Here is a 19,726-nt window from a genome sequence, read left to right as displayed (position 1 = left end):
ACACAATGGCGGTTCGTAAGAACGGCTCCCGCCGCATCGTCGTCGATGGAGTCGAGTACCTTTGGCGTTTCCCCCGTCGGCCGACCCGCATGGCGTGGGACGGTAACACCGGCTTCGTCATCACCGTGCAGCAGGCCGAGTGTGCCGGCTCGGTGCTGGCTCTTTGCTGCGCACGCCGACACCCGGCCGTGGCTCGCGTGTTCGGCTCGCCCGTTGTCTCGGTGCGACCGTCCCAGGTGGCGGCGGCGATCAAGCAGGCGATCGAGATGGGGTGGGAGCCGACACGGCGTGGGCGTGACTTCGGCCTGATGCTTCCGTCGTAGGTCGGATGGAGTCTGCGAGGCCCAACGGGCGGAATCGACCGGCGCCGACACCGTGGTGCCCCCGTTTTCAGGCCAACGGCCTGACAGCCCTCAGCCCAGGGCAAGGGTGCGCAGCACCCGCCGCCCTGGGTCCGCGGCACGAATCACCCCGCAGGCTGAAGGCCTGCCAGCCGGCTCGCAGGCCTTCAGCCTGCACGGCCGTTCGCACCCCGTACCCAGGGCGTTGCCCTGGGCTGAGGGCTCCCAGGCCTTCGGCCTGAAAACCGCGAACCGCTTCCCGTCGCCTCTGGAGGCTCGCCGTGCCGCAATCCCTGTCGCGGGTGCTGGTCCACCTCGTCTTCAGCACCAAGAACCGCGAGCCGCGCATCACCCCCGCCCACCGCGGCCGCGTGTTCGACTACCTCGGCGGCGCCCTCGCCGCGCTCGACTGCCCGCCGGTCCGCGTCGGCGGGATGCCGGACCACGTCCACCTCCTGTTCGTACTCGCCAAGACGGTCAGCGTCAGCAAGGTGGTCGAGGAGGTGAAGAAGGAGTCGTCGAAGTGGGCCAAGCAGCACGTCGGCCCGGACTTCTACTGGCAGAGCGGGTACGGGGCGTTCTCGGTCAGCCCGTCAACCGTCGAGGCGGTCCGGGTGTACATCGAGAATCAGGAGGAGCACCACCAAGGGCGGTCGTTTCAGGACGAGTTCCGCGGGCTGCTCCGACGGCACGACGTGGAATGGGACGAGCAGTACGTGTGGGACTGATGCCAAATCGGGTCGATCCGTCGCCGTCGGCCGCAAGTCCCGTCCGGGCAACGACTCGCGTCAGACACGGCCGCGCGGCGTCGCCCTCACGAACTTTCTTCCAGACATGTCATTGCTTCCAGCGACGGGGTGTCTCCGTCCCAAGAACCAATGAGAGACGCCCTCACACCACCCCTGCCATCCGCAGCGCGACCACCGCCGCGGTCCCGGCCAGCAGCGGCAGCGCCACCCGCTTCGCCAGCACGAACGGGCTCGTGAACGTCAGCGTCGCGCACATCAGCGTCACCGCCGACACCGGGCTCATCGTCCGGCCCGCCGCCGAGCCCACGCCCACCAGCGCGCCCACCGCCGTCGGGTCGTGGCCGTGGTCGAGGGCCGGCTGGTAGAAGAAGCCGTACAGGCTCTGCGTGCTCGCCATCCCCGAGCCGCTCACCGCCCCGAACGCCAGCGGCACGAACGCCGCCAGCGGCTCCAGCAGCCCCGGCGCCGCGGCGATCAGCTTCCCCAACAGCGCCGCCAGGCCCGCGCCCTCGATCGCCTTGCCGAAGCACGTCGCCGTCACGATCAGGCTCACGATGTTGGCAAACCCGTAGCCGGCGCCGTCGAAGAACTGCTTCACGCAGTCGCGCGCCCGGCCCGGCGTCACCGCCATCGCCACCAGCACGCCCACGAGCATTGCCAGGCCGATCAGCCGGGTGCTGTACAGGCCGTCGTCGCGCTTGCCGGCCTTCAGCGGCGCCACCCAGGCGTCGGGCACGTCGAGCGCGTGCAGCGGCGGACCGGCCAGGAACAGCAGCACCAGCGGCACCAGCGGGACGGCAGCCTTGAGGAAATTGACACGCTCGCCCGGCGAGCGGCCGGCGTCAGCCGGCTGTTCCGGTGCGCCACTGGCGTGCTCGGGAACAGCCCGCTCACGCGGGCCGCTCGCCTTCTCCCACCACGCGCTCAGCACCCAGATCACCGCCAGCGCCACCGCCAGCTGCACGAACACCGGCCCCGGCAGGTAGCGGCTCACCTGCTCCGGCGTCGTCACATTCGTGAAGCTGGCCACCGTCAGCAGCTCCGGGGCGCCCGGGTTCAGCAGCTCGCCGCCGACGGACGCCCCGAGCAGCAGGCACGCGCCGATCGTGGCGAACGAGTAGCCGGCGGCGCGCATCAGCGGCACGATCACCGGGCCGAGGCACACCGCCGTGCTCGTCTGACTGATGACCGGGATGTTCACCAGGAACCCCACCAGCACCACGCCCGGGACCAGCAGCCAGCGCACGCGCCGCAGCGGCGCCGTCAGCAGCAGTACCAGGTGGCGCTCGCAGCCGGTGTGGCGCAGCACGTAGGCGAAGCCCATTGCCGTGCAGATGGGCACCACGAACTTCTCGTTCGAGAACGTGGCCAGGAAGTTCAACACGACGGTCGGAAGCGCCGCGAGTCGCCCGCCGACGGCGTCGCTGGCGGTCGCCGTGAGCAGCGCCGCGGCCAGCAGCACGAGCCGCACGTCCCACCCGCGCACGACCAGGACGACGGCGCCGACCACAGCGAGGACGGCGGCCAGTTCGGACAGTCCCATCGGGCGCGCCTTTCGAGTCTGCGGGAGAAGCGGGTGGTGGCGGATGCTCGGGCCGACGCGGCGGGTTGGGCCAGTTTCCGCGCGGATCGAGTGAAGTCAAGCGACCCGCGGCCGGCGGCGCGGGAATACTGGCACAACGGTCCCTCCCGTGGGCACACCCATGACGAACGACGCCAAGCTCGGCCTGCTGGCCGGGGTCGCCGGGGTCATCACCGCCGCCGTGTTCCACCGCCCCGCCGCCGACGTGCCCGCGGCGCCGGTACAGGCCGCGGTGACGGCACAGCCGCCCCGCGTCACCGGCGCCGTGCCGGCGCCCCGGCCGGTGGCGGCGGCGGCGCGGCCTCGCCCCGAGGTCGAGGCGCGCGCCGTGTCGCGGCCGGCGGACGACGACGACTGACGCCGCTCGCGGCGGAGCCCCCGCCTTCACCCAACCTTCACGTCCCGTCCGTATCACATCCCGCGGACCCGTCTCCCGGAGCCGCCATGTTCCGCCGCATTCTCCCCGTTGCCGTTCTGATCGCCGCCGGCTGCGGCAAGACCGCCCCGCCCGAGGAGCCGCGCGCGGCCGCCGGCGGCGAGTTCGCCAAGCTGGCCAAGGCCGACGTGAACGCCGAGGGGGCCACGTTCGTCGAGCCGATCATGAAGGTGTGGACCAACGAGTTCCAGGCGCTCACCGGCGACAACGTGAAGGTCAACTACCAGGGGAAGGGCTCCGGCGCCGGCATCAGCCAGATGACGAAGCGGCTCGCGGCGTTCGGCTGCTCCGACGCCCCGATGAACGCCAAGCAGCTGGAGGAGGCCCGGAAGACCGGCGGCGACGTGATCCACGTCCCGCTCGTCATCGGCGCCGTGGTGCCGATGTACAACCTCCCCGGCGTGGCGCAGCCGGTGACGTTCACCGGCCCGCTGCTGGTCGAGATCTTCACCGGCAAGGTGAAGCGGTGGGACGACCCGAAAGTGAAGGCGGTCAACCCCGGCGTCGCGCTGCCGGCGCTGGACATCCAGCCGGTGTACCGCAGCGACCCGAGCGGCACGTCGTTCATCTTCTCCGACTACCTCTCGAAGGTGGACGCGACCTTCAAGAACACCGTCGGCGCCAGCACGGCCCCGAACTGGCCGAAGGAGATCGGCATCCGCCAGGGGAAGAGCGACGGCGTGGCCGGGCACGTGGAGCGCACCGCGGGGGCCATCGGGTACATCGAGCTGACCTACGCGCTGGACCAGAAGGCGACGTTCGGGTCGGTCCGCAACGCGGCCGGGAAGGACGTGCGGGCCGACCTGGCGAGCATCACCGCGGCCGCGGCGGCGAGCCTGGACGTGAAGCAGACCGAGCCGCCGTACTCGCTCCACGAGCTGACCTACAACCTGACGAACGCCCCCGGCGAGGCGTCGTACCCGATCGCGGGGATGAGCTTCGCGGTGGTGTACCAGAAGCCGGAGCTCGGCGACGCCGCCGCGCAGGCGCGGGCGAAGGCGGTGGTGGCGTTCCTGAAGTGGGCGGTCGGCGACGACGGGCAGAAGCTGGCCGGCCAGCGGAACTACGCGCCGCTGCCGCCGGCGCTGCGGGCGCGGGCGGCGGAACGGCTATCGTCCGTCGTGTGCGAGTAGCCGAGTTGTTGGGAATCGTTGGGAGTCTGCGGGAGTAAACCCGGGTTCTACTCCCCCACTCCCGAAGACTCCCAACGACTCCCGCGGACTGTTTCAGGCCAGCCGTGCCCGCCCGCGGCGCATGTTGGGCGGGGCCAGCGGCAGGAACAGCGTGCCGCCGAGCCACCCGCCCACCACGCCGGCCACGACCAGCCCGAACCCCACCGCCCCCAGCACCAGCGGGTTGTTGCCGTCGGCCGCGTCCAGGTTCATGTGCTCGGCCAGGTAGCCGGCCGGCGCCGGCAGCGCCCCCTGGGCCAGCGTCAGCCCCGCCACCCCGGCCGCGCCGAACACGCCCGCCAGGATGCCGTGCCGCACGCCGGCGCCGGTGCCGGCCGCGGCCAGCGCGGCGCCGCCGAGCACCGCCAGCGTCGCCAGCTGCGCGCTCAGGAACCGGGCCTGCCCCATGCTCGCGGTCCGCAGTGCCCCCTTCGAGTTCCGCTCCACCAGCCGCCGGGCCGGGTCCGCGAAGCCGACGCCGACCACCACCACCGCGCCGCCGGCCAGCACCTTCCACCACACCGTCGGCCGGCCCTGCGGCTTCGCCACCACCTCGCCGAGGTTGATCGAGCTGGAGCGGCGCACCGCCGGCGTCGGCATGTCGAGTTCGGGCACGCCGGCCCACACCCGCCCGCCGAGCGCCCCCGCCACGCCGCCGAGCACGGCCAGCACCGCCGGCTGAACCAGCAGCACCAGGTACCCCGGGGGCGCCCCGCCGGCGACTTCCGCGGCCAGGAACAGGCCGCCCGTGGTGCCGCCGACCACGCAGCCGAGCCACAGCCCGCCGGAGCGCCCGGCCCCGGCCAACAGGGAGCCGAACACCGCCGACACGGCCTGGAGCACGAGTACGGCGACGAGGGCGTCGTCGGTGGCCCACCACCCGTCGGCGTCGGCGGCGGTGGCGGCGGCCCACCCGGTCAGGAACTTCCGCAGCGCCAGGTACGCCCCGAGGGCCGCGACGGTGCCGACGACGAGCCGGCCGGCGGCGGTCGGGCGGTCCGGCCGCGGCGCGGCCGCGTCCGGGTCGGCGGCGAGGAAGGCGGCTTCCTCCGGCATCAGGAGCAGGCCGGCGCAGCGCGGGCACCGCGACACGCCGGTGAACGCCGACTGACAGGCCGGGCAGTACAGTTGCATGGCGCCCCCCCGCCGCAACCGTAGAACGCAAACTGCCGCCGTGCGGCGCGGGTGTTGCTGTTCGTAAACTGGTGTTACTGCGGCAGCCGAATCCGGCGCCAGATTCAGCGGACTACTATGCCCCATGTTGTTGTCGTCGGCGGCGGCCTCACCGGCCTGGCAACCGCGTACCGCCTCCGGGCCGACGGCGTCGCCGTCACCCTGCTCGAATCGCGCGCCAACCCGGGCGGCAACATCGGCACGGTGGACGACGGCGGTTTCCGCATCGAGCTGGGTCCGAACGGGTTCCTCGACCGCACCCCGCACCTGCCGCGCCTGTGCCGCGACGTCGGCCTCGCCGACCGCCTTATCCCCGCGTCCGAGGCCGCCCGCAAGAACCGCTACCTGTTCCTGAACGACCGCCTGCGGAAGCTCCCCGGCGGGCCGCTCGGCCTGCTCGCGTCGCCGCTCCTGAGCCCCCGCGGCAAGTGGCAGCTCTTCACCGAGCCGTTCCGCAAGGCCGCCCCGCCGCCGGGGGACGAGTCGATCGCCGCGTTCGTGACGCGCCGGGCCGGGAAGGAGGCCGCCGACCTGTTCGCCGACGCGCTCGTCACCGGCATCCAGGCCGGCGACCCGGAGCGGCTCAGCGCCGCGGCCGCGTTCCCGCGCCTGCCGGCGATGGAGCGCCAGCACGGCAGCATCGTGAAGGGGTTTCTCCGCGCCGGGAAGGCGCGGAAGGTCGCGACCCTGGCCCGCGGCGAGCCGGCGCCCGGCCCGATGCGGATGTGGTCGTTCCGCGAGGGGCTGCAGGTGCTCACCGACACCCTCGCCGACGCCCTCGGCCCGGCCGTGTACTGCGGCGTGACGGTGCGCTCGGTGTACCCATCGGTCGGCGGCTGGACCGTGTACAGCGAGGCGGGCGACACCTGGGCCGCGGACGCCGTCGTGCTCGCCGCCCCGGCGTACGAGCAGGCCGCGATTCTGGCCGAGCTGGACGACGCGCTGGCGGCGGAGCTGGACGCGATCCCGTACAACCGGGTGGCGGTGGTGGCGGTCGGCTACCGCGAGACGGACTGCCCGGCGGCGCCGGCCGGGTTCGGCTACATCGCCCCGCAGCGGACGCGCCGCGACGTGCTCGGCGTGCAGTGGTGTTCGAGCATCTTCCCCGACCGCGCCCGCGCCGGGTGCGTGCTGTGGCGGGCGCTGTGCGGCGGCGTGAACCGCGACGACCTGTTCGACCTGTCGGACAACGAGCTGGTGCGGCGCGTCCACGCCGAGTTGAAGCTGGCGATGGGGGTGACGGGCGAGCCGGTGTTCGTGAAGGTGGTGCGCTGGCCGCGGGCGATCCCGCAGTACGTACTCGGCCACCTCGACCGCGTGGCCCGCATCGACGCGGCCGCGGCCCGGCACCCGGGGCTGTTCCTGACGGGGAACGCCCTGCGCGGCATCGCCATGGGCGACTGCGCCGAGCAGGGCGAGGTGGTGTCCGCGGCGGTGGGGCGGTTCCTGGCGAGCAGCGGGGTGTGACGGTCACCCCGTGCGGAACACCACGTCCACGCTGCCGAGGCTCAGCCGCGGCTCGGCGCCGACCGGGAACAGCGTGGCGACCAGCCCGGCCAGCCCGTCCGGCAGTAGGCGGTAGTAGTTGAACTTGCCGTCGCGGCGGTACTCCACCAGCCCCGCCTTCTTGAGTTGGTTCAGGTGGTGGCTCACCGCCGGCTGCGACTGCCCGACCTCCTCACCGATGCGGCTGACGTTCAGCTCGCCGTGCCGGGCCAGGAGGCAGAGGATGTGCAGCCGCGACCGGTCGCCCAGGCCGCGGAACAGCTCGCTCAGGTCGCGGACGGCGCGGTCCGGGATGTTGCCGGCGCCGGCGTCCGGGAACGGCACCGGGCGATTCGCCCGCGACAGTTCGACTTCGGGAGACATGCCGGTGAACCCTGCGTCGGCCCCGCCCGGGGTGGGCCGGGGGCGTTGCCCGATTCATAGGCGCGCGCCGATGCGAAAAGCCACTGCGCGGAGGAAGTGTGGTCACCCTCGCCAGACGTGATCCCGGTGCGCCGGCCAGGCGGTGCGGAGTTCGTCCAACAGCCATCCACCGACGGTCACGGAACTCTCGTGGGAGGCGTACACGATCCAGTCGAGGTTGCCGGACGACCAGTACCCCTCGACGAATGCGTAGTACGGCTCGAACTGCTCGACTGCAATCTCGAACTCCGGCCCGAACTCATGCAGTGCCCACACCCGGCCAATCCCACGGGCGACCAAGTGTCTCCGGAGCCGGTCCGGCGGAAACGCCAGGTCGAACGCGGCCGCGTCGAACGCCTCGACGCCAGGAGGCGGGTCGCCGTCGAGCGGGTACCAGTAGCACGCGCCGATGCACCACCGGTCGCGAAGCCGCACCCACAACGATTGCGACTCGGCCTCGGTCAGCACCCGCCGGTACAGGAGCGGCTCGACCGCGGTCAGGTCCGCCGCCGTCAGTCCGGCAACGTGAGCGCGGAAAGCGGCGCGCTCCTCGGCCATCGCACGCCGCTCGATCGCGCCCTTCGGCGGGCGGGTGAATAGGTCGTCCGCTACCTCCCCCGCGAGGAGGATCAACTCCCGCGCCGCGTCGAGGTTGCCGAGGTCGGCCGGGACCAGTCGTTCGATCTCGACCAGGACGGCGTTTAGCACGTGATAGCGCGGAAACGTGTCGAGCGCTTCGGGTGAGTAGTCGTAGCCGTTCGGCGCGCGATCTCCCCGCCGCACAATCTCGCTGTACCGGTCGCCCCAGAAGGCGTGCCGATCCATGCAGTAGCGGCGGGCTGCCGTGTGAAGCGCGGCGGCGGGTGTCACGTCACCCCCCCGGCTTGCCGCCGACGACCTGCGGGGTGTGGCCCATCTTCTTGAGCTCGTCGAGGACGGCGTCGAGGCGGTTGGGGCGGACCAGCAGCACGCGCTCGGAGAGACGCCCGGCCACCTCCGCGGCGAGCTTCTTGCGCGACAGCAGCTCCTCGGCGAGGACCGCGTCCTCGGTGAGGACGAGACACACCCGGCGGTGCAGCTTCGCGGACAATCGAGCTACGGGTTGGTTCATGGTGGGTCGGGGGTTGTCGGTCGCGGCAGGATCACCCGGAATGACCAATACGCAATGACCCACCAATGACCAAGGACAGAACCCGCTGGTCTTCCTTGGTCATTGGTGGGTCATTGCGTATTGGTCATTTCCAACTCACGCCGCCGGCTCTTCCGGAGCCAGGTCGCGGCGGTTGGCCCGGCTGAGCACCTCGTGCTCGTCGCGGATCTCGTAGGCGTAGCCCTGCTCGGTCAGGAACATCTGCCGGTGGTGGGCGAAGTCCAGCTCGCGGGTGTCGCGCGTCACCAGCGTGTAGAAGTGCGCGTCGCCGCCGCCGCCGCCCTTCGGCCGCAGGATGCGCCCGAGCCGCTGCGCCTCCTCCTGCCGGCTGCCGAACGTGCCGCTCACCTGGATCAGCACGTTCGCGTCCGGCAGGTCGATGGCGAAGTTGCCGACCTTGCTCAGCACCAGGTGCCGCACCTCGCCCGTGCGGAAGCGGCCGTACAGGTCTTCGCGCTCGGCGTTCCCGGTGCTCCCGGTGATGAGCGGCAGGTCGAACCGCTGGCTGATCTGCTTCAGCTGCGCCAGGTACTGCCCGATGACGATGACGCGCTGGTCGTGGTACTGCTCCAGCAGCTCGGCCACCACGTCGTCCTTGGCCGGGTTCTCGCTGGCGATGCGGTACTTCGCCCGGTGGTCGGCCACGGCGTACGCCATGCGGGTGGCGTCGTCCGGCAGCGCCACGCGGATCTCGGTGCAGCTCGCCGACGCAATCCAGCCCTTGGTTTCGAGCTCGCGCCACGGCACGTCGTACTTCTTCGGCCCGATCAGCGAGAACACCTCGCCCTCCTTGCCGTCCTCGCGGATGAGCGTGGCCGTGAGGCCGAGGCGGCGGCGGGCCTGGATCGTGGCCGTGACGCGGAACACCGGCGCCGGCAGGAGGTGAACCTCGTCGTAGATGATGAGGCCCCAGTCCTTCTGCTCGAACAGGCCGAAGTGCGGGAAGTCCTCGGTCTTGTCGGGGCGGTAGGTGAGAATCTGGTACGTCGCCACCGTCACCGCGCCGATCTCCTTCGTCTCGCCGGTGTACTCCTTGACCTCGTCCTCGGTCAGCGTCGTCTTGTCGAGGATCTCGCGCCGCCACTGCTTCACCGCGGTGATGCTCGTGGTGAGCACCAGGGTGTTCTTTTGCAGCAGGGCCATGGCGCAGATGCCGACGATCGTCTTGCCGGCGCCGCACGGCAGGACGATGACGCCGCTGCCGCCGCGGGCGTCGCCGCCGGCGTGGAACACGTCGGCCGACTCGCGCTGGTAGTCGCGGACGTGGAACGGCAGCCCGGTCGTGGCGACGTCGCGCAGCGTCATCGGCAGCGCCGACCCTTCGGCGTACCCGGCCAGGTCTTCCGCCGGGTAGCCGACGGCGATCAGCGCCAGCTTAAGCACCCCGCGGTGGGCCGGTTCGACGGCGAAGCTCACGTCGTCGAGCTTGTCGCCGAGGTACTCCTTCACCTTCTTCTGGCGGCTGAGTTCGACCAGCAGCGGCTTGTCGGCGCAGACCAGGCGCAGCCCCTCCCCGTGGCGTTCCAGGCGGACGCGGCCGTAGCGCGACACCGTCTCGGCGATGTCGGCGGGGAGGTTGGCGGGGATCGGGAACTTGGTGTACCGGGCGAGCACCTCGACCATCTGGTCGGCGGTGAACCCGGCGGCGGCGGCGTTCCACAGCGACAGGTTGCTGATGCGGTAGGTGTGGATGTGTTCGGGGCTCTTCTCGAGCTCGGCGAACGGCGCGAGGGCGTCGCGGGCCTCGGCGTACCGGGGGTTGTCCACCTCCACCAGGACGGACCGGTCGCCCTGGACGATGAACGGGTTGGTGGGGTCGAACGTCGGGGCGGCGTGGAACGCGGCGGGCTTCGGCTTCGGCTGCATGGTCACCGGCGTGGTCGTGGTCGGGACCGAACCGAATAATGCTACCGGTGCGCGGCGGCACGCGGCAAGGGGAAAGGAATCGGCGGGCGTTGGACCGGGGCGCAAGCCCCGGCGGCGTCAGAAGATAGCCGGAGTTTGCGGCCCGGGCGATCGCCCGTTGGCCAGCGCCGCGATGAGGATGCGGGCGCACGCCTCGGCGTCGGAGCCGGCGTCGTGGTGCGTCAGGCCGATGCCGAGCCGGCGGCACACGCTCGGCAGGTCGTTCGGCCGCAGCTTCCACGTCCGCCGGGCCACGTGGACGGTACACACGAACGGCGCCGCCGGGGCCGGCAGCCCCGCCGCGGCGCAGCACGCCAGCAGGACCCGCCGGTCGAACGACGCGTTGTGCGCCACCAGCGCCGCGGCGCCGTCCAGGACCGGCGCCAGCGTCGGCCACACGTCGGCGAACGGCGGGGCGTCCTTGAGTGCCTCCCACGTCAGGCCGTGGATGTGGGTGAAGCGCACGTAGCTCCGCGGCGGGCGGATGAGCGCCACCTCACGGCGGACGACCTCCAACCCCTCGACGCGGACCAGCCCCACGGCGCAGGCGCTGTCGGGGCCGTGGTCGGCGGTCTCGAAGTCGATGGCGACGAACGGCGCCGTCGGGTCGGGGAGCGCGGGCATGATTCACCACCTCACAGCGGCGCGGGCAAATCCCGCCGCGTGAACACCCACAGCGCCAGCGCGTACCCCAGCGCCCCGGCCGCGAGCAGCACCGGCACCACCGGCACCCCCGCGACGCCGAACGGGTCGGCCGTCCAGTCGCCCCCGCGCAGCATGATCTTTTGCGGCTGGTAGTAGAAGTACGCGGAGAACGGCCGCACCCACCCGGCGGCGTCCCACAGCTGGCCGAGCACGTTCGCCGCGAACATCAGCACGCCGGCCAGCACGCCGTACCCCACCACCTTCCACCGGCTGCGGCCCGCGGCCGAGAGCGCCATCGTCAGGCCGCTGAGCGCGAACATCAGCGCCGCCGTGTTCACCAGCGCGAGCGGCTGACGCGACACGTCCGGGGTGATGGTCCGGTCGTCGGTCGGGATGAGCGCGACCATTCCCGGCGAGCCGTTCTTCTCCAGGAACTCGCGCACCGCGGTGTAGTCGGGCTTGAAGTCCCCCACCAGCCACAGGCCGGCGCGCGTGCCGGCGTGGAGGCTCAGGCACAAGAGCGGGATCGCAACGGCGTCCACCATCAGGTGCGCGAGGATCAGCCGGCTCCGCGGCACCGGCTGCGACATCAGCAACTCCATCGTCCCCTTGTCCACCTCGCCGGCGACGGCCCCCGCGGCCCGGCCGACGGCCCACACCGAGCACAGGATGATGACGATGGGGTGCATGAGGCCGACGGCCAGGAAGTCGTCCGGCTCCTGGAACTGCACGTCGCCGCCGCCCAGGACGGCCTGCGACACCTTGCCGGGGCCGCGGAACAGCACGTCGCGGAAGGCGTTCTCGGGGAGCCGGGCGACGCGGGAGATGATGTTAAAGAACGGGGTGATCTCGCCCGTGACGCGCTGCGTAATCTTCACCCACATGGCGGAGAAGAGGAACAGCAGCACGCACACCACGATGAGGGCCGTGCGGCTGTCGCGGAGGAGTTTTTGGAACAGGATCAGCGTCATGGGTACTCGCGAGGCGGGTTCGGATCGCATGAAGGGGTGAAGGGGTGAAGGGGTGAAGGCGTGACGAAGACACCCGGTTATCACCCCTTCACCCCTTCACCCCTCCACCCCTTCATCCGTGATACCGGCGGTAGATCGGCCCGAGCCCCTGCGGCTCGACGCGCAGGTCGGTCAGCGGCTGGCGCGCCAGCCAGTCCAGCAGCGCCGGCAGCGGGCCGCGGTACGTCAGGCTCAGCCGGCCGTCGGCGACCGCGTCCGTCGGCAGCGCCGCGCCGTCGGGGCCGGCGGCCGGAGCGGGGCCGGTGAGCGTCGCGGACACGGCCCGCCCGCCGCGCAGGTCGGCCATGCACTGGAGGTGAACGAGCTTGCCGCGGCGCAGCACGGCGACGCGGTCGCACACCGCCTCCACCTCCTGCAGCACGTGCGACGAGAACAGCACCGCCTGCCCGCGGGCCTTCGCCGCCGCCAGCTGGTCGAGGAGCTCGTCGCGCATCGTCGGGTCGAGGGTGTTCGTCGGCTCGTCGAGGATGATGAGCGGCACCTTCGGCACCAGCACCGTCAGCAGCGCCACCTTCCGCTTCATGCCGCTGCTCATGTGCGTGAGCGGGCGGTCGACGTCGATGTCGAGCTTCTTGGCGAGCGCGTCCACCTCGGGGCCGGGCGTGTCGCCGCGCAGCCCGGCGAGGAACCGCACCAGCCGCCGGCCGGTCATCGTCTCGTACAGCCGCAGTTCGCCCGGCAGGTACGCGACGTTCCGGCGCGCCTGGACGCCCTGGTTCCAGCAGTCGAACCCGGCGAGGGTGGCGCGGCCGGCGGTGGGGCGGAGGAACCCGAGCATGATGCGCAGGGCCGTGCTCTTGCCCGAGCCGTTGGGGCCGAGGAGGCCGACGACCTCGCCGGGGGCGACCGTCAGGTTCAGGTCGTCGAGCGCGCGGAAGGAGCCGTAGTCCTTGGTGAGGCCGGCGGCGGTGAGGACGGGGTCCGGCATGAACGCGGGTCGCGGGGATGATGGCGGGCTCGTTTAGTGTAGGGGCGGCGCGGCCGCGCCGGCGACCCGTTCGTTCATCGCCTTCTCACCACCCGCCGCGTTTGTTACCGCCAGCCCCCAGGAGGCCCGCCATGCCCGCGCGTCGGATCGCACTCGCACTCACACTCGCACTCACACTCCCCGCCGTCGCCGCCGACTGGCCGCAGTTCCGCGGCCCCGCCGGCGACGGCGTCGCCGCCGGCTTCACCGCCCCGGCCGCGTGGCCGAAGGAGCTCAAGAAGGGCTGGACCGTGCCCGTCGGCCAGGGCGTCGCTACCCCGGCGCTGGCCGGCGGCAAGCTGTACGCCTTCGGCTGGGAAGACGGCCAGGAGGTGCTCCGCTGCCTCGACGCCGCCACCGGCAAGGTGCTGTGGAAGGAGGGCTACAAGACCACCCCCGCGGGCGGCCCGGCGAGCGGGTACCCGGCGGCGCGGTCGTCGCCGGCCGTGGCCGACGGCAAGGTCGTCACGTTCGGCGTGCAGGGCGTCCTGGTGTGCCGCGACGCCTCCACCGGGAAGGAATTGTGGAAGAAGGAGAACACCGGCCGCGTACCCGGGTTCAGCGCGTCGTGCTCGCCGCTGGTCGCCGGCGGGCTGTGCGTCGTGCAGGTCGGCGGCGACGGCGGCGGGGCGGTGGTCGCGTTCGACCTGGCCACCGGCGCCGAGCGCTGGCGGTGGGCGTCCGACGGCACCAAGTACGCCTCGCCCACGGTGGTGGACGTCGGCGGCCTGAAGGCGGTCGTGGCCGAGACGACGGGCACCGTGTCGGCGGTGGGCCTGACCGACGGCAAGATGCTGTGGCAGGCGGCGTTCAGCAGCAAGTATAACGCCTCGACGCCGGTGACGGCCGGGCCGGTGGTGATGTACGGCGGCAGCGGCAAGGCCAACACCGCGATGAAGCTCGAACGCAAGGGCGACGCGCTGGAGGCGACGAAGCTGTGGGCCAACGACGAGAACCCGGTGCAGTACGGCAGCCCGGCGGTGGCGAGCGGCCGGCTGTTCAACATCGCCCAGGACGGCACCGTCTTCGCCATCGACACCGCGACCGGCAAGACGGCGTGGACGGGCCGGCCGGCGGCCGCGGGCGGCACGGCGGCGCCGCAGCCGGGCAAGGGCGGGAAGGGCGGCTTCGGCGGCAAGGGCGGCGGCGGCGGCTACGGGTCGGTGGTGGTGGCGGGCTCGGCGCTGTTCACGCTGACGCCGGCGGGCCAGCTGGTGGTGCTGGACGCGGCCGGGGCCGAGTACAAGGAGCTGGCCAGGTACCGCGTCGCCGACGGCGGCACGTACGCGTACCCGGTGGTGGACGGCAAGCACGTCTTCGTCCGCGACCGCGACAGTGTGACGCTGTGGACGATCGAGTAGTTCGGTCGCCGCTCGCGGCGCTGCACCGCCGCGGGCGGCGATCCTCAGCGCCCGCGCGGCGCCGGCGTGGCGACCACGTCCGACACCGGCTTCTTGTAGAAGAGGATGACCGTGTCCAGCCCCGTGTCGGGGCTGCGGAACACGTTCGCGGACACGAGCTCCCAGCCGTACTCGCCCATCAGGCTCATCTCGGCGTGCCGCCGCTCCACCACCACGTCCACCGACAACCCCTCAGTCGAGAACTGCTGGGTCATGTACTTCCACTTGGTGAGCATGGTTCGGCTCGGTCTGTGGATTGGGGCGAACGGCCGGCGTTACTCGGCCGGGTACAGCAGCCGGCCGCAGGCGGAGTTCGGGCACGGCACGTACCCGCCGGACTGCAGCTCGTAGATCTTCTGGTCCGTCACCGACCCGCGGCAGCCCTGGCACACCTTCCCCTTCAGCGCCGCCATCGCGTCCGGGCCGCGGCCCCTGACCTGCGCGTCGTAGATCGCCTTCACGTTCGCCGGCAGCTGCGCCTCGGCCGCGGCCAGCGCCGCCTGCGACTCCTTCTGGTCGGCCTGCATCCGCGCCAGCCGGTCGGCCGCGTCCGCCTGCGACTCCTTGAACTCCGCCTGCGCGTCGGCCCACTGCTTCTCGACCGCCGGGATCGCGGCCGTGCGCGCGTCGAGGTCGGTCATCGTGGCGAGGATCGTCTCTTCGAGCTGGTTCTTGAGGTCGGTCGCCTGGCGGATCTCGGACTGCTTGGCCTCGTACTCCTTGGTGACGGAGATGCCGAGGAGCTGCTGCCCGAGCTTGACGAGGCGGGCGTCGGTCTGCTTGAGGGTGCCCTCGTCGTCGCGCTGCTTGAGCTTCAGCTTCTTGATCGTCTCGTGGTGGTCCTTGTGGGCCTGCTCCTCGGCGGCGAGGCGCGCCTGTTGGGCCTTGAGGACGCGGGGGCCGCGGTCGATCTCTTCCTGGAGCGCTTTGAGGTGCTTGCGGAGGCGGTGGCACTCGCGGAGGGTGCTGGTGACGGACATAGGCGGCCGGCTCCTTTGCGGGCATTCTACGGCGCGACGACCGCTCGCGCAGGCGAGCGGCCCGCGTGAGCGGGCTGTTCCTGATCGCATCTAGTGTGCTCAGGAACAGCCCGCTCACGCGGGCCGCTCGCCTCACCCACAACTCAGCCCCGCTGGCGGGCCGCGTCGAGGAAGCCTTCCAACTGCCGGCTGCGCACCGGGTGCTGGAGCTTCCGCACCGCCTTCGCCTCGATCTGGCGCACCCGCTCCCGCGTCACCTTGAAGATGCGGCCGACCTCTTCGAGGGTGTACGTGTAGCCGTCGCCCAGACCGTAGCGGAGCTTGATGATCTCGCGCTCGCGGTACGTCAGCGTCTTCAGCACGCCCTCGATCTTGTCCTTCAGCATCTCGTTCGCCGCGGCGCTCACCGGGCTCTCCACCGAGTCGTCCTCGATGAAGTCGCCGAAGTACGAGTCCTCGCTCTCCCCCACCGGCCGGTCCAGGCTGATCGGCTGCCGGCTGATCTTCAGGACCCGCTTGCACTCCTCGTACGTGATGTTCGCCGCCTTCGCCGTCTCCTCGATCGTCGGCTCGCGGCCGAGCTGCTGCAGCAGCGCCTTCGACACGTTCCGCAGCCGCGACATCGTCTCGATCATGTGGACGGGAATGCGGATCGTCCGCGCCTGGTCGGCGATCGCCCGCGTGATCGCCTGCCGGATCCACCACGTGGCGTACGTGCTGAACTTGAAGCCGCGGCGGTGCTCGTACTTGTCCACCGCCCGCATCAGGCCCGTGTTGCCTTCCTGGATCAGGTCGAGGAACGACAGCCCGCGGTTGCGGTACTTCTTGGCGATGCTCACGACCAGCCGCAGGTTGCCGCCCGACAGTTCACGCTTCGCCTGCTCGTACTCCAGGAACCGCTGCTTCATCACGGCCACGCGCTTCCGCAGGCTCGCCGGCTCCTCCAGGGTGATGAGCTGCAAGTCTTGCAGCTCCTTCTCCAGGTTGGCCTTCTCCTCGCGGGCGGCGCGGTTGCCGCGCAGCGCCGTCACGCCCTCCTCCAGCTCCGTCATCCGCCCGCCGATCTGCTCCATTTTCTTCATCAGCGGCTGGACCTTCTGCGTCCGGATCGACAGCTCCTCGACGAGCGTGACGGTCTTCCGCCGCCGCAGCCGCAGCCGCTCGCGCAGCCCCTCGCGCTCCGCACTCTCGGTGCGGTCGTCGGTCATCCGCTGGAAGTCCTCGACGTTGTGCTCCATCAGCGGCTCCAGCGTCCGCAGGTTGTGCGGCATCCGCTGGAGGATCTTGTCCTTCTCCAGGTTCTCGGTCTGGCTCACCTTGATGGTGCGGTCGAACGGCAGGTCGCCGGACATGACGCGCTTGAGCGTCTCGACCACCTGCCGCATGGCGTAGTCGCACTCCAGCACCTTGCGGCGGAAGCGGCGGCGGGTCACCTCGATCTTGCGGGCGAGGGCGATTTCCTTGTCGCGGGTCAGCAGGGGAATCTCACCCATCTGGGTGAGGTACATGCGGACGGGGTCGTCGATGTGGCGGCCGTCGCCGTCGGAGTCCTCGAAGGCGGGGGCGAGCTCGGCCTCGGCCAGCAGCTCGGCGGTGACGGCGGCCGGGTTCTCGTCGGCCTCCTCGGTGTCGGCCTCGTCGATGAGGCTGATGCCGTACTGCTCGAGGAGCTCCTGGACCTCGGCGAGCCGCTCGGGCTCCGAGAGTTCCGGCAGCGCCTGGTTCACCTCGTCGAAGGTGAGCGAGCCGGACTCCTTGCCGCGCTTGATGAGCGCCAGGAGCGTCTCGTCCGCTTTCCAGTCCATCCGAACCCCTCCCACAGTGCCGTCGGCGGCGGGCCGGCGGCGGGTGGATCGTGTGACGGTGGCGCCCATCCGTGGTGCTCCCTTGGGAAGTTCGGCGTGCGGCGTGCGGCGTGCGGCGTGAAGAACTGCTGTCTTCGACTCCGCACTCCGCACTCCGCACTCCGCACTCGTCAGTCCGGCAACCGCCCCCGCCCCTGGAGGAGGCGGAGCAGCTCGGTGGCGTCGTCGGCCCCGGCGGCGAGCGCGTCCCGCACCCGCCGCCGGTCGGCCTCGGCCTTCAAATCACTGAACCGCGTCAGCACACGGTTCAGCCACTCGGCCCGCTCCTCCGGCTCGCGGCCCATCGAGGTGCCGACGAAGTGGAGCTTCTGGGCCGCGTCGTACAGGTCCGGGCGGTCGGCCAGCCGCTCGCGGAGGGCGTCCAGGTCGGGGACGGCGCCGGCGGCCTGGATGGCGTACATCTCGCCGAGCAGCCGCCGCAGCCCGCTGTGGGAGATCACGTCCGGCGTCACGGCGAGCGCGGCCGTGGGCACCAGCCCGGGGTCGGCCAGCAGCAGCTCCACGAGCTGCTTCTCGCACGCCTCCGCGGGGCCGGCCCGCTTCGCCGCCGGCGGCGCCGCCGTGGTCCGGGCCGCGGACGCCTGCACCAGCGGCGCCGGCGCCGCCCGGCGGGCCTGCTCGGCTTCGTGGCGGCGGTAGTCGAGCTTCAACTCGCCGAGCCGGGCCCACACGGTCTCCAGCTTCAGCCCCAGGCGGGACGACAGCCGGGTCATGATGAGTTCCTGCTTCACCCGCAGCTCGGTCGGGTACGCGCCCTTCGCGTTCCAGCTGGCCGACTTCACCATCACGCCGAGGATGCGGTCCAGCACGCTCCGGCTCACCTCGACGGACGGCGCCCCGGCGTCGCCGAGGAGGCGGCGGAAGGCGAAGTCGAGGGCGTCCTCGGCGCCGGTCAGGACCTTGTTGAACGTACCCACTCCTTCGGGTCGGACAAGCAAATCGCAGGGGTCGAGCCCGTCGGGCAGGGTAGCGACGGCGAGTTCCACGCTCTCGGACACGAACAGTTCCAGCGCCCGGTCCACGCCCGTCATGCCGCCGGCGTCCGCGTCGTAGACGAGGACCACCTTGGGGGCGTACCGCCGCAGCTGGGCGACGTGCCGGGCGTTGAGGGCGGTGCCCATCGTGGCCACGACCTGCGGCACCCCGCACTGGTGGGCCATCATCACGTCGGTGTAGCCCTCGACCACGGCGAGGTACCCGGCGGCGTGGCCGGCGTGGCGGGCGAGGTCCAGCCCGTAGAGCACGTCCGACTTCGAGAACAGCGGCGTTTCGGTGGAGTTGTAATACTTCGGGGCGCGGGGGAGGAGGGGACTTTCGGGCATGATCCGCCCGCCGAAGCCGATGGCCCGTCCCTGGACGTCGCGGATCGGGAACATCACCCGGTCGCGGAAGCGGTCGTAGAAGCCGCGGCCCTCCATGCGGCTGCCGAGGAGGCCGACTTCGACCAGGAGTTCGGGCGGCACACGGTCGATATGGGCGCGCTGGACGAGCCAGTCGCCGCCGAGCGGGGCGTAGCCGAGGCCGAAGTCGCGGGTCGTCTTGCCGCTCAGTTTGCGCTCGCCGACGTAGGTGCGGGCGGCGGCCGCGTCCGGGGAGTTGAGCAGGTTCGTCTGGTACAGCTCGGCGGCCCAGCGCATGACGCCGAGGAGCCGGCTGCGGGCCTGGTCCTGGGGCGACGGCTGCTCGTCGAGCTTGATTCCGGCCTTCTTGGCGAGTATTTCGCGGGCCTCGCGGAACCCGACCTTCTCCATGTGCTCGACGAAGCTGAACACGTCGCCGTGCGCCCCGCAGCTCCAGCACTTGTACCGCTGGCGGCGGCTGTCGACGTCCAGGGAGGGGCGGCTGTCGGTGTGGAACGGGCAGATGGCTTTGAAGACCGGGCCGGCCGGCACGAGCGTGAGGTACCCGCCGACGACATCGGCGATGTCGCACGAGGCCTTGATCTGGCGGGTGAGCTCCACCGGGTCGGACGGCACGTGTCACCTGCGGTTGCCGGCGGGCGGCGTCCCGCCGCGGCCGGAAGGTCGGCCGGGCGAATCGGGGCGGGACGGGGGCGTCGGCGGTCGGTACGGGTCCGCGGGTCGATCGGCCTTCGGCGTGGTGTCGTGGTCCCGTGATCCCCGGGCTTCGGTGGAGCCGGCAGTCCCCGGTCGGGTCGGTCGCGCCGGGCGGTGCCTGGCGGCCGGTGGGGGAGAATTGCCGTGGGGTGGGGGGCGGGCCTCGACGGGTGCCGCGGCTCTCTCCTGAGCCTCAGGGTCGGTGCGCCAATCCGTTGACGCACTGCGAATTATACGGCCGCCGGAAAAACCGTCAAGTTGGGTCCGTTCCGAGCCGCACGTCCCCTTCAGCTTACCTCATTCCCGCGGCCGGTCGCGGGCTCCGGGCCGGTTTCGCCGGCGGAACCGCCGACAGTCGACCCGCC

The 19,726-nt window shown here is 71.6% G+C and carries 19 protein-coding genes; 6 read left to right on the top strand and 13 right to left on the bottom strand.

Translation table 11 applies throughout. From position 1 onward, the window contains the following. Nucleotides 1–5 precede the first annotated feature (5 nt). Together ETAA1_RS00560 and tnpA are read left to right on the top strand one after the other, a co-directional pair. Complete coding sequence (locus ETAA1_RS00560) at nt 6–323, top strand: hypothetical protein (protein WP_145233362.1); 318 nt, start codon at nt 6–8, stop codon at nt 321–323. Nucleotides 324–622: 299 nt separating this feature from the next. Next, nucleotides 623–1,069 (top strand): IS200/IS605 family transposase, encoded by a 447-nt coding sequence (gene tnpA, locus ETAA1_RS00555; RefSeq protein ID WP_145233360.1) that lies wholly within the window; start codon nt 623–625, stop codon nt 1,067–1,069. Between the two features lie 163 nt (nt 1,070–1,232). Here the strand turns inward: tnpA and dcuC are convergent, their stop codons facing one another. After that, nucleotides 1,233–2,633, bottom strand: coding sequence for a C4-dicarboxylate transporter DcuC (gene dcuC / locus ETAA1_RS00550; protein ID WP_145233358.1), 1,401 nt, complete (start codon nt 2,631–2,633; stop codon nt 1,233–1,235). A 160-nt stretch (nt 2,634–2,793) separates the two neighbouring features. Here dcuC and ETAA1_RS00545 point away from each other — a divergent pair, with 160 nt between their 5' ends. Together ETAA1_RS00545 and pstS are read left to right on the top strand one after the other, a co-directional pair. Further along, a complete protein-coding gene (locus ETAA1_RS00545) occupies nt 2,794–3,030 on the top strand; it encodes a hypothetical protein (RefSeq protein ID WP_145233356.1) in 237 nt (78 codons plus the stop codon). 86 nt (nt 3,031–3,116) lie between these two features. Beyond that, nucleotides 3,117–4,241: a phosphate ABC transporter substrate-binding protein PstS gene (gene pstS, locus ETAA1_RS00540; protein ID WP_145233354.1), complete on the top strand. Its 1,125-nt coding sequence runs from the start codon at nt 3,117–3,119 to the stop codon at nt 4,239–4,241. 93 nt (nt 4,242–4,334) lie between these two features. On the opposite strand, the gene ETAA1_RS31325 is transcribed toward pstS, so the two are convergent. Next, the gene (locus ETAA1_RS31325) at nt 4,335–5,414 is read right to left on the bottom strand and encodes a hypothetical protein (RefSeq protein WP_202920559.1); all 1,080 of its coding nucleotides are present in this window, start codon (nt 5,412–5,414) and stop codon (nt 4,335–4,337) included. Between the two features lie 117 nt (nt 5,415–5,531). Between ETAA1_RS31325 and hemG the strand changes: the two genes are divergently transcribed. Beyond that, nucleotides 5,532–6,920: a protoporphyrinogen oxidase gene (hemG, locus tag ETAA1_RS00530; protein ID WP_145233352.1), complete on the top strand. Its 1,389-nt coding sequence runs from the start codon at nt 5,532–5,534 to the stop codon at nt 6,918–6,920. 3 nt (nt 6,921–6,923) lie between these two features. Here hemG and ETAA1_RS00525 read toward each other — a convergent pair whose 3' ends face one another. The 7 genes from ETAA1_RS00525 to ETAA1_RS00495 form a co-directional block, all read right to left on the bottom strand. Further along, nucleotides 6,924–7,322 carry an ArsR/SmtB family transcription factor gene (locus ETAA1_RS00525; protein WP_145233351.1) on the bottom strand — a complete coding sequence of 133 codons (399 nt, stop codon included), beginning with the start codon at nt 7,320–7,322 and terminating at the stop codon, nt 6,924–6,926. Between the two features lie 102 nt (nt 7,323–7,424). Beyond that, entirely contained in the window at nt 7,425–8,231 is an 807-nt protein-coding gene (locus ETAA1_RS00520; protein ID WP_145233349.1) for a hypothetical protein, read from the bottom strand. 1 nt (nt 8,232) lies between these two features. Further along, a complete protein-coding gene (locus ETAA1_RS00515; RefSeq protein WP_145233347.1) occupies nt 8,233–8,472 on the bottom strand; it encodes a hypothetical protein in 240 nt (79 codons plus the stop codon). A 135-nt stretch (nt 8,473–8,607) separates the two neighbouring features. Next, nucleotides 8,608–10,377 (bottom strand): DNA repair helicase XPB, encoded by a 1,770-nt coding sequence (locus ETAA1_RS00510; RefSeq protein WP_145244524.1) that lies wholly within the window; start codon nt 10,375–10,377, stop codon nt 8,608–8,610. Between the two features lie 117 nt (nt 10,378–10,494). Further along, nucleotides 10,495–11,040 carry a 3'-5' exonuclease gene (locus ETAA1_RS00505; RefSeq protein ID WP_145233345.1) on the bottom strand — a complete coding sequence of 182 codons (546 nt, stop codon included), beginning with the start codon at nt 11,038–11,040 and terminating at the stop codon, nt 10,495–10,497. An 11-nt stretch (nt 11,041–11,051) separates the two neighbouring features. After that, nucleotides 11,052–12,032: an ABC transporter permease subunit gene (locus ETAA1_RS00500; protein ID WP_202920558.1), complete on the bottom strand. Its 981-nt coding sequence runs from the start codon at nt 12,030–12,032 to the stop codon at nt 11,052–11,054. Between the two features lie 112 nt (nt 12,033–12,144). Further along, complete coding sequence (locus tag ETAA1_RS00495) at nt 12,145–13,020, bottom strand: ABC transporter ATP-binding protein (protein ID WP_145233342.1); 876 nt, start codon at nt 13,018–13,020, stop codon at nt 12,145–12,147. A gap of 131 nt (nt 13,021–13,151) precedes the next feature. Between ETAA1_RS00495 and ETAA1_RS00490 the strand changes: the two genes are divergently transcribed. Continuing rightward, on the top strand, nt 13,152–14,420 hold the full coding sequence (locus ETAA1_RS00490) for an outer membrane protein assembly factor BamB family protein (RefSeq protein WP_202920557.1): 1,269 nt from the start codon (nt 13,152–13,154) through the stop codon (nt 14,418–14,420). A 44-nt stretch (nt 14,421–14,464) separates the two neighbouring features. On the opposite strand, the gene ETAA1_RS00485 is transcribed toward ETAA1_RS00490, so the two are convergent. The 4 genes from ETAA1_RS00485 to dnaG form a co-directional block, all read right to left on the bottom strand. Next, entirely contained in the window at nt 14,465–14,695 is a 231-nt protein-coding gene (locus ETAA1_RS00485) for a hypothetical protein (protein WP_145233338.1), read from the bottom strand. A 39-nt stretch (nt 14,696–14,734) separates the two neighbouring features. Then, nucleotides 14,735–15,439, bottom strand: coding sequence for a zinc ribbon domain-containing protein (locus ETAA1_RS00480; protein ID WP_145233336.1), 705 nt, complete (start codon nt 15,437–15,439; stop codon nt 14,735–14,737). 143 nt (nt 15,440–15,582) lie between these two features. Beyond that, on the bottom strand, nt 15,583–17,244 hold the full coding sequence (rpoD, locus tag ETAA1_RS00475; RefSeq protein WP_145233334.1) for an RNA polymerase sigma factor RpoD: 1,662 nt from the start codon (nt 17,242–17,244) through the stop codon (nt 15,583–15,585). Between the two features lie 170 nt (nt 17,245–17,414). After that, nucleotides 17,415–19,280 (bottom strand): DNA primase, encoded by a 1,866-nt coding sequence (dnaG, locus tag ETAA1_RS00470; RefSeq protein ID WP_145233332.1) that lies wholly within the window; start codon nt 19,278–19,280, stop codon nt 17,415–17,417. Nucleotides 19,281–19,726 lie beyond the last annotated feature (446 nt).

It is taken from the genome of Urbifossiella limnaea (genome assembly GCF_007747215.1).
In the GTDB taxonomy this organism is placed as follows: Bacteria; Planctomycetota; Planctomycetia; order Gemmatales; family Gemmataceae; genus Urbifossiella; species Urbifossiella limnaea.
This window is presented reverse-complemented; position numbering and strand designations above follow the sequence as displayed.